The organism is Caldanaerobius fijiensis DSM 17918 (genome assembly GCF_900129075.1).
Classification (GTDB): Bacteria; Bacillota; Thermoanaerobacteria; order Thermoanaerobacterales; family Caldanaerobiaceae; genus Caldanaerobius; species Caldanaerobius fijiensis.
Genome location: NZ_FQVH01000012.1, coordinates 53,513 through 63,112 on the forward strand (window position 1 = coordinate 53,513; position 9,600 = coordinate 63,112).

Below are 9,600 nucleotides of genomic sequence, written 5' to 3' on the forward strand. Positions count from 1 at the left end.
AATAATATAACAGGGTGTTTGTATTGAAAATAAAAGCGTATGCAAAAGTTAATCTTTCGCTTAATGTTCTGGACAGAAGAAGTGATGGTTATCATCACATAGAAACTATAATGCAAAGTATCAACTTATACGATGTAGTACAGCTGGAAAAGAGTAGTAACGGCATCCAGCTCACATGTGAGGGCATCAAGCTGCCATGTGATAGCAGAAATATCGCCTATAAGGCCGCGGAGCTTATGATAAAAAGATTTAGGCTGCAAGGCGGTATCAAAATTCACATTCAAAAGCACATACCTGTTGCAGCGGGCCTTGCAGGAGGGAGTACGGATGCAGCCGCTGTGATAAAGGGTATCAACAAGCTCTATGGCTTGAATTTAAACGATAAGGATTTAAGCAATATCGGGCTTGAGATTGGAGCTGATGTGCCATTTTGCATAAAGGGCGGAACGGGTTTGGCCATGGGTATTGGAGAGGAGATTGTACCTTTACCCACGCCTAAACTGGATATAGTGTTGATAAAGCCAGGAGCTTCGGCGTCTACGAAGGTCATTTATCAGTTATATGATGAATTGAAAGAACATGTGCATCCTGATGTTCGCGGCCAAGCTGAGGCCATCATAAAAGGCGATTTAAAAAAGGTGTGCAAGCTGGCGGCAAATGGGCTAGAAGCTGTGACGATGAAGATATGTCCTGAGGTTGTACAAGCCAAAAAAGCCCTTATAGATTCAGGATGTGAGGTTGCCCTTATGAGTGGGAGCGGAACTGCTGTTTACGGGATATACAGGGATAAGTTTGCTGCACAGGAAGCGTACAGGCTATTAAAGCGCAATTATTTAACCTTTTTAGTAAAAACTATTGATGAGGAGAGTGCAAATGGATAACGGAATGTTTCAACTGGAAAATTATAAACCATTAAGGGAATTGGTTTTTGAACATATAAAACGCGCGATTATAACAGGCGAGCTGAAACCGGGTGAACGGCTTATGGAGGTGCAATTAGCAGAGAAATTGGGCGTCAGCCGCACACCTGTAAGAGAGGCAATACGAAAATTGGAGCTGGAAGGCCTTGTGGTGATGGTACCTCGCAAAGGTGCGTTTGTATCTGATGTGTCATTAAAAGATATCATTGACGTTTTTGAGGTAAGAGAGACGTTAGAGGGTCTCGCATCTTATCTGGCCGCAGAGAGGATAACTAAGGAAGAGATAGATAACCTGGCTGAAATACTTAAAAAGACTAAAGAGAATGTAGAAAAAGGAGATAGTCGGGGTATAATAGAGTGTGATGTGAAGTTTCACGATGCGGTGTTCAATGCATCGAGAAACGAAAAGCTCATTCAAATTATGGCCAATTTACAGGAACACATACACCGTTTTAGGATAATCTATATAAATATGAGTGAAAGAGCCAATAAACTGGTAGAAGAACACGGGGAACTTTTAAACGCCATTAAAACGGGAAATGCTCAACAGGCAAGAAAATTAGCTATAAAACATGTAGAGAGCATCCAGAGAGAGGTAATAAAAGAATTGAGCCAGGATAAATAAGGAGGTCTTATATATGTTAAATGCCGTTGTATTGGCAGGCAGTGGAGATGATGACAAGCTCCCTAATAAGCCTCTACTCAAGATTAGGAATAAGCCCATGATATTATATGTGACAGATGCGCTAAAGGCCACAGGAATTGTAGATAAGATAGTCATTGTGGGAAATGCGAAAAATTTGGCTCCTCTATTTAATGGAGATGACATCTGTCATGTGATAAACGGCGGCAAAAATATGATGGACAACCTGGTTTTAGGCGTAAAATATCTTGGCGACAGTGAAAGGGTATTGGTTTTGACATCGGATATCCCGATGATAACACCTGAGGCCATTGTGGACTTTGTGGAAAAGGCCAGAGCTATAGGTGGTGACTTTTGTTACCCTATAGTGAAGAAGGAAGTAAACAAACAGAAATTCCCGGGAGCTAAGCGCACGTATGCTCGGTTGCGAGAGGGTACTTTCACCGGAGGCAATATAATTTATATGAATCCCAGGATTATAGATAACCTTATGGATAAGGCTCAACAGGTTATAGAAAACCGTAAAAGACCGATAAAACTGGTGAAGATGCTTGGGTGGTCTTTTACGATGAAATTTTTGTTAGGAAGGCTTACCATACCTAAAGTTGAAGAGCGGGTTTCAAATATGCTCGGCATAGATGCAAGGGCAATTATTTCAGATTATCCTGAAATAGGAAATGATGTGGACAAATTATCGGATGTAGAAATGGCTGAAAATTATATAAAATCTGCTTGAACTTAAAACACCGAAAGGTGTTTTTTTTATGCATAAAGTTTTTGCACAATGTTCAATCTAATGTAGGGTGGTATTGTTGAACAATATTTTAAATTACATCAGGATGAGATTCGACATCTATATGTTGCTGCTGATGTTGAGTATGGGGATTTTTCTGGCACTTATAGATACGGAAAATCTCAAAAAGAAGGAATTAAAAAAAGACGAAGGCATTGCTCGAAAAATAGGTTTTTTTTACATCGTCTTTGCGTGTGCAATGTACATAATTAAGAGCATATGGTTAAGGTGATTGTGAATGGATTTTATAAAAAGGTTATTTAGGCATGAGAAAGAAAAAGATAACAAACAGGACGACAGAGGAGAAGGGAACAGGCATCTTTCAAAAAAGTTAGCTGATAACGTCGCTCTTTTCAAAGAGACCTTTAAAGACTGTGACGATGTAGTATACAGGGATTTTACAGTAGGTGATGATCAGCGCTTTAAGATGACGCTTATATATATTGATGGCATGGCCAATAAAAACCTTATCAATGAAAACATACTGAGATCTATTATGCTGGATGCCAGGCAGACACATCCTAAGACGTCTGATATTCAGGATATATTTGAACTCATCAAGAATTCGTCGCTGTCCACCTCTGACCTCAAAGAGATAGACGATGTGGACAAAATCATCGTGTACGTGCTCTCGGGACTTACTCTTTTGTTGATAGATGGTTATGACAGAGGGATTATATTTGAGACCAGGGGATGGCAAACACGGTCAATAGCGCCGCCCGAGGCAGAGATGACTATACGAGGCCCTCAAGATTCTTTTGTGGAGACGTTGAGGATAAATACAGCTCTTGTGAGGCGTAGGATAAGAGATACCAGGCTCAAATTAAAATCTGTGCAGATTGGAACGAGGTCTAAGACCGATGTGATAATCGCATATATTGAGGACATCGCGGATGAGAATGTACTGGAAGAAGTAAAAAATCGATTAAAGACTATAAATATCGATGCGGTATTGGAGAGCGGATATATAGAGCAGCTCATAGAAGATTGCTGGTATTCGCCTTTTCCTCAGATAGAAATAACTCAAAGGCCAGATAAAGTAGCAGCAGCCCTGTATGAAGGCAGGGTGTCGGTTCTGGTGGATAACAGTCCATTTGCGCTTTTGATGCCAGCGACGGTCAGTGTAATGATACAATCACCTGAAGACTATTATATGAGATGGCCTATTGCCAGTGTCATAAGGCTTCTGAGGTTTTTGAGTATATTTATTGAGTTGTATTTACCTGCACTGTATATAGCTATAACCTCGTACAATCCCGGTATGATACCGACGACCTTATCTTTATATATAGCGGCAACGAGAGCTACAGTACCATTTCCTTCGTTTATAGAGGCTTTTATGATGATGGGTGTATTGGAGATACTGAGGGAAGGCGGCATAAGGCTTCCCACCCCTGTATCTCAGACGCTGGGCATTGTAGGAGCTATAGTCATAGGATCGGCTGCAGTACAGGCTGGTATTGTAAGTCCATTTATGGTCATTGTAGTGGCTATTACAGCGATGGCATCGTTTGTTGTGCCTAATTATAGTTTAAGCCTTAGTATGAGGCTGCTTACTTTTGGTTTTATGATAATGGCGACGGTTTTTGGGTTATACGGCATCTATATCGGGACCATTCTGATGTTGTCCCACATGGTGATACTGAAAAGCTTTGGGGTTCCATATATTGCGTCCTTTATGAGCTATACCTCAAGGGATCTCGCGGATATAGTCGTCAGATTTCCATTGCATTTTATGAGATACAGGCCCATGTTTCTGCAACAGAAAGACAAGGTAAGATTCGATGACAAAAGGGAAGAGAAGATAAAGAGTCGGGAGGCAGGACAGGATGATAAAAAATGATGACAAAATCACATCCACACAGCTTGCATCTACGCTTATAATTCAGATGCTTGGGATAGCCAGCCTCAGCCTTCCCAGAGATGTGGCTACACAAGGTGGCTCTAGCGGTTGGACTCTTGTGGTCTTAGGTGCACTGGCTGCTATGGTGTTTTCTCTTGTTGTCACCAGGCTGGGCAGGATGTTTGTAAACGATACTTTTGTGGAATACAGCAAAAAGATCGTAGGTAATTTTCTTGGCAACGTATTATCGTTTATGCTTGTGGTCTATTTTATATTCTTTGCAGCGGTTCAGGTAAGGGTTTTTGCTGAAGTCCTTAAGATGTTTTTACTCTATTATACGCCGTTGGAAATCGTTATTATAACCATGTTGTTGAGCAGCCTGTACATAGTGAGGCACGGGATAGAGCCTATAGCAAGGTTGAATGAGATAATGCTTCCTGTTTTTGTATTGACAGCGATTCTGGTATTGTTGCCTACATTAAAGGACATAGATTTTACCAACCTTTTACCCTTGATGAAGGTTTCGCCATGGCCTTTTGCAAAGGGTATTATATATACAGCATTTTTGTTTACAGGTTTTGAGTTTATGCTATTTTTAGTTCCATTTCTTAAAAAGCCTCAGGAAAGCAGCAGATACACGGTTTATGCTATAGGCATTGCTGGTGTTTTAAACCTCATGCTGGTTATATTGTCCACCACGGTGTTTGGAGTTAAGGAAAATACTCATCTGGTCTGGCCTGTTATATCCCTTATAAAGATTATCAGCGTTCCTGGTTTTTTTGTAGAAAACCTGGAAGGCATAATGATAGGCATATGGACGCTCTCCGTTTTTACTACCCTTGACACGGTACTTTATATCATGTCGTTGGGACTTAGCAGAGTCACAGGAGCTCGCGAACACAGCTATATAGTATTGGTCTTAGTACCCATTATATATATTGTTGCCATGTCGCCAGCGGATCTGGTGCAGACCTTTGCGATGTTCAGAGCAGTCAGCGTTTATGGAGCTGCAGCATTGACGGTGGTAGTGCCGCTATTATTGTTGCTGATTGCGAGGATTAGAAATATGAGGGGCGGTAATGATGTGGAAGAGGTATAAGGTATTTTGCATATTTCTTGTTTGTGCAATAGCCTTTATTACAACAGGTTGCTGGGATAAGGTGGAGATTGAAAAAAGGGCATTTGTCTTAACAGTAGGTATAGACAAGGCGAAAGGGGAAGATAACAAAATACGAACGGTATTTGTATTTCCCAATCTGAAAGCCTATATAAGTACGCCTATGGGTGGTGGCAAAGGCGACCCTAAGTTTGTAGTAAGCGGGGTGGGTAGTAGCATATTTGATATAGCCCGCTCTATTCAGACCAGATTAAACAGACAGCTGTATTTCGGTCATACCAAAGCGGTGGTGTTTGGGGAAGGCCTTTTAAAAGATCCGATGCTTTTCAGGCAGGTATTGGACGAATTAGAAAGATACTATGAATTTAGCAGAAAAATAAATGTGGCGTACGTAAAAGGAGATGTGAAGAAGGCTTTGTCCGCAACTCCCAAATATGAACCTATATTGGGTATGTTTATAACTGATCTATTTTCAAACGAGAAAATAACGCCGTATATAAGGACGGGCGACATAGGCAAAATATTGATACAGTTTCACAATACTAATGGCGACGGCCTGATACCGCTTATGACTTATTCGAAAAATGATATAGAGATATCTGGTGCTGCTGTCATTAAGAAGTTTAGAGTTGTAGGAGAGCTGAATGGACGGGAGAATGCCACAGTTGAGATAATGCAAAATCAGATGGAGGGTGGGAGTATAGTGGTGGAGAAAAATGGGGTGAATGTGCCCATACAGATATATGGTGTCAGGACCTCCAAAAGATTAATGGTGCAAAACGGGAAGATATATCTAATATTAGACAGCATATTTGAAGGAGATGTAAATGGCGATATCTTTGACAGGACCAATGAGGTAATGACGGACAAATTTATGAAGGAGATACAGCTACTTGCTGAAAATAAAATACGGTCAGATATAATTAATACCGCCTCAAAATTAAAAAATGAGTATAAAGTAGACGTCATAGGGGCAGGGGACCTCATGAGCAAATATTATCCTGAACTTTGGGAAAAAGTTAAAAATAACTGGGATGATGAATATTTTCCGGAAGTAAATGTGATAGCACATCCCAAAGTGTTCCTGAGGAGAAACGGGCTAGTAAGGTAGTATAAAAACCGGTTTGTATGTCAATAATTATAACAAAAGAAAAAAGTATCTGGGGGGATCGCCTTGAAAAAGCTACTGATAATAATATTAGCCATAGTGTTGATATTCCTGGGTTTTCAGTACCGCTCATATGAAGCCCAGAAAGCCGATATATCCAATAGATTGATAAGGCTTCATGTAATAGCGAACAGCGACTCTGCTGTTGACCAGGCTGTTAAATTAAAGGTCAGGGATGCGATAATAAAAGCCATGGATTCTAGGTTTGAAGGGAAATACGATATAGATAAAGCCAGAAAGCTTATAAGCGATAACTTGAGTAACATACAGGCAATTGCAGAAAAGGTACTTAAGGAAAGTGGAATGAATTACGGAGCTAAGGTTCAATTTGGCAGATTTAATTTTCCTATTAAAAGATATGGTTCTATAGTGCTTCCGCCAGGCAATTATGAGGCGCTTAAAGTGGTTTTAGGCGACGGCCAGGGCAAAAATTGGTGGTGCGTCATGTTCCCGCCTCTCTGCTTTGCGGATATTACCCATGGGCTCACCACAGTTCAAACTGAAGACAATTTGAGCCAGGTCTTAAGTGCTGACCAATTAAATATGATTGATGAAAATAAAAACCATGAAGTGGTATTTAAATTTAAGATATATGAGGTAATTGAGCGTACATTTAACGCTTTTACAAAATCTCTGAGATTTGCATTAAAATAAGACAGGTCGATGCCTGTCTTATTTATTTTATGCACATTTTTTTAAATGTTCAGTATAACGATAGTGAACAGATGAATAAATATACAAAAATCATTTATAGGCTTATAAAAAATTTTTATAGCTTTTAAAAGAGTATTGCAATTAAATATAAATTGTGCTGTAATTAATACGTTAATTTTAAGAGAGGGGCGGATACATGCAGAAATTTGATCAAAACAGGACACCACTTTTTGATGCATTAAAAAGGTATCGGGAAAGGCAAACCGTGGCATTTCACGTGCCAGGGCATAAGCACGGCAAAGGACTTAAAGAATTTACGGATTATGTAGGAGAAAATTTGATGTGGTTGGACGTCAACGGCATGGAGGATCTGGACAACGTGTGTAATCCCGTTGGCGTTATAAAGGAAACCCAGCAGCTGGCTGCAGAAGCTTTCGGCGCTGATTATGCCTATTTTCTTGTCAATGGAACAAGTAGTGGTGTACAGGCTATGATTATGTCAGCCTGCGAACCAGGCGATGAGATAATAATACCCAGAAATGCTCATAAATCTACTATCGGAGGAATTATTTTAAGTGGAGCTATTCCTGTGTATATACAGCCTGAAATCAATCACGAGCTGGGGATAGCTATGGGAGTGAGCGTATCCAGCGTTAAAGCCGCTATTGAGGCACATCCTTATGCAAAAGCTGTTTTTATTATAAATCCTACCTACTATGGAGTGGCATCTGATCTAAAAACCATCGTAGATCTGGCCCACGAAAATGATATGATGGTTCTGGTGGATGAGGCTCATGGAGCTCATCTGGGGTTTCACCCTGATTTGCCTATAAGCGCCATGATGGCAGGGGCGGATATGAGTGCTGTAAGCTTGCATAAGACAGGGGGTTCTATGACTCAGAGCTCTATGCTCCTGCTGAAAGGGAATAGGCTGGATCCGGGTTATGTAAAATCGGTTTTAAATCTCACCCAGACCACCAGCGCCTCCTATGTGCTAATGGCATCGCTGGATGTTGCGAGAAAACAACTGGCCACAAAAGGCCGCGAAATGCTGGAAGAGGTGCTGCGCTTGTCCAGGATAGCCAGAGATAAAATAAACCAGATACCTGGCCTGAGGGCCTTTGGGAAAGAAGTGACAGGAACCCCTGGAAGTTTTGCTTTTGATGAGACCAAACTCGGAGTAAACGTCATGGGGCTCGGCCTTACTGGATTTGAAGTGGAATCACTTTTAAGAAAAAGATATGATATACAGGTAGAGATGGCTGACCTTTACAATATATTGGCCATCGTGAGTTTAGGGGATGATGAAACATCTATAGCAAAGCTGGTAGAAGGATTAAGAGGTATTGCAGCGGATCACGCGGGCCATACCATAAAAAATGCCACCAGGAGCCCTATTATGCCTGACCTCATAGTATCTCCCAGAGATGCTTATTATAGCAGAAAAAAGGTGGTCAAGTTGGAAGACGCCGAAGGAGAAATAAGTGGGGAAATGGTGATGGCGTATCCTCCGGGTATACCGGTGATTTGCCCGGGCGAGAGGATAACGGCAGAGATCATAGATTATATAAAAGCGCTGAAAAACGAAAAATGTCAGCTTCAAGGCACTGAAGACCCCTACGCTGATTATATAAAAGTATTAGGTCAGGATTATTACAATTAATGTTCTCCCTCATCAGGTTCACTAGAGCGATATTCTTTTGCACCCCTTTTTTTATAACTTACCTGATGAGGGAGATACTATTTTGATATTGTTCCTAAGATTTTCTGATGAATTTATTTTTAACTAAGACTTGAAAGAAGTCTCCCATCCTCTACAGGTGGGAGATGAATTTCTATTGTCTGCCATAGAATAATATGTCATAATAATTGTAGAGGATTTTATAATAGAAAGCCAAGGTGAGAAAAGATGATGATGTGTCAGCATTTTCTCCTAGAGCCGACAAAAGAGCAGGAAGAAAAATTGTTTTATACATTGTATTTGTGCCGCAAATTATACAACTATTCACTAGAACAGAGGATAAAACATTACAAAGAATACGGCAAAGGACTCACATACGAAGATCAGCAAAACATGCTTCCAGAATACAAGAAAGAACATCCTGAATACAAAAAAGTACATTCGCAGATACTGCAGGATGTATTGAGAAGGTTGGACAGAGCATATAAAAACTTCTTCGAAGGACGAGCAAATTATCCCAAATTCAAAGACAAATATCACTACACATCGATAACACTTCCTCAATGCGAAGCAAAAAGAAATTTCAGCAAAGAAGGATATGTGTATATAAAAAATATAGGGCATATAAAAATAAAAGCACACAGAGACTTTGATCCGAAAAAGGTAAAAACAATAAACATAAAATACCATGCAGGAAAGTGGTATATAAACCTATCAGTCGAAATAGAAGAAGAAAAAGAGAAAGTATCCACAGGAGAAAAAGCAATAGGAATAGATAAAG

General features: G+C 40.3%; 10 protein-coding genes. All 10 read left to right on the forward strand.

Features of this window, described 5'->3' with window-relative positions:
* Positions 1-23 precede the first annotated feature (23 nt).
* The gene (gene ispE, locus BUB87_RS06690; RefSeq protein ID WP_073343154.1) at positions 24-881 is read left to right on the forward strand and encodes a 4-(cytidine 5'-diphospho)-2-C-methyl-D-erythritol kinase; all 858 of its coding nucleotides are present in this window, start codon (positions 24-26) and stop codon (positions 879-881) included.
* A complete protein-coding gene (locus tag BUB87_RS06695; RefSeq protein ID WP_073343157.1) occupies positions 874-1,545 on the forward strand; it encodes a GntR family transcriptional regulator in 672 nt (223 codons plus the stop codon). The genes ispE and BUB87_RS06695 overlap by 8 nt, the downstream gene beginning before the upstream one ends.
* 13 nt (positions 1,546-1,558) lie before the next feature.
* Positions 1,559-2,299 (forward strand): nucleotidyltransferase family protein, encoded by a 741-nt coding sequence (locus BUB87_RS06700; RefSeq protein ID WP_073343159.1) that lies wholly within the window; start codon positions 1,559-1,561, stop codon positions 2,297-2,299.
* Between the two features lie 76 nt (positions 2,300-2,375).
* Positions 2,376-2,588, forward strand: a complete 213-nt coding sequence (locus BUB87_RS06705) for a CLC_0170 family protein (RefSeq protein ID WP_073343162.1) — start codon at positions 2,376-2,378, stop codon at positions 2,586-2,588.
* A gap of 6 nt (positions 2,589-2,594) precedes the next feature.
* Entirely contained in the window at positions 2,595-4,199 is a 1,605-nt protein-coding gene (locus BUB87_RS06710; RefSeq protein ID WP_073343165.1) for a spore germination protein, read from the forward strand.
* The gene (locus tag BUB87_RS06715) at positions 4,186-5,298 is read left to right on the forward strand and encodes a GerAB/ArcD/ProY family transporter (protein WP_073343167.1); all 1,113 of its coding nucleotides are present in this window, start codon (positions 4,186-4,188) and stop codon (positions 5,296-5,298) included. Before BUB87_RS06710 ends, BUB87_RS06715 begins: the two co-directional genes overlap by 14 nt.
* Positions 5,282-6,427, forward strand: coding sequence for a Ger(x)C family spore germination protein (locus BUB87_RS06720; RefSeq protein ID WP_159432373.1), 1,146 nt, complete (start codon positions 5,282-5,284; stop codon positions 6,425-6,427). The genes BUB87_RS06715 and BUB87_RS06720 overlap by 17 nt, the downstream gene beginning before the upstream one ends.
* A gap of 63 nt (positions 6,428-6,490) precedes the next feature.
* Positions 6,491-7,138 (forward strand): stage II sporulation protein R, encoded by a 648-nt coding sequence (spoIIR, locus tag BUB87_RS06725; RefSeq protein ID WP_073343173.1) that lies wholly within the window; start codon positions 6,491-6,493, stop codon positions 7,136-7,138.
* Between the two features lie 196 nt (positions 7,139-7,334).
* Positions 7,335-8,801: an aminotransferase class I/II-fold pyridoxal phosphate-dependent enzyme gene (locus BUB87_RS06730; protein ID WP_073343176.1), complete on the forward strand. Its 1,467-nt coding sequence runs from the start codon at positions 7,335-7,337 to the stop codon at positions 8,799-8,801.
* A 246-nt stretch (positions 8,802-9,047) separates the two neighbouring features.
* Positions 9,048-9,600: RNA-guided endonuclease InsQ/TnpB family protein (locus BUB87_RS06735; protein ID WP_143156631.1), on the forward strand; the 553-nt coding region annotated here is incomplete at its 3' end.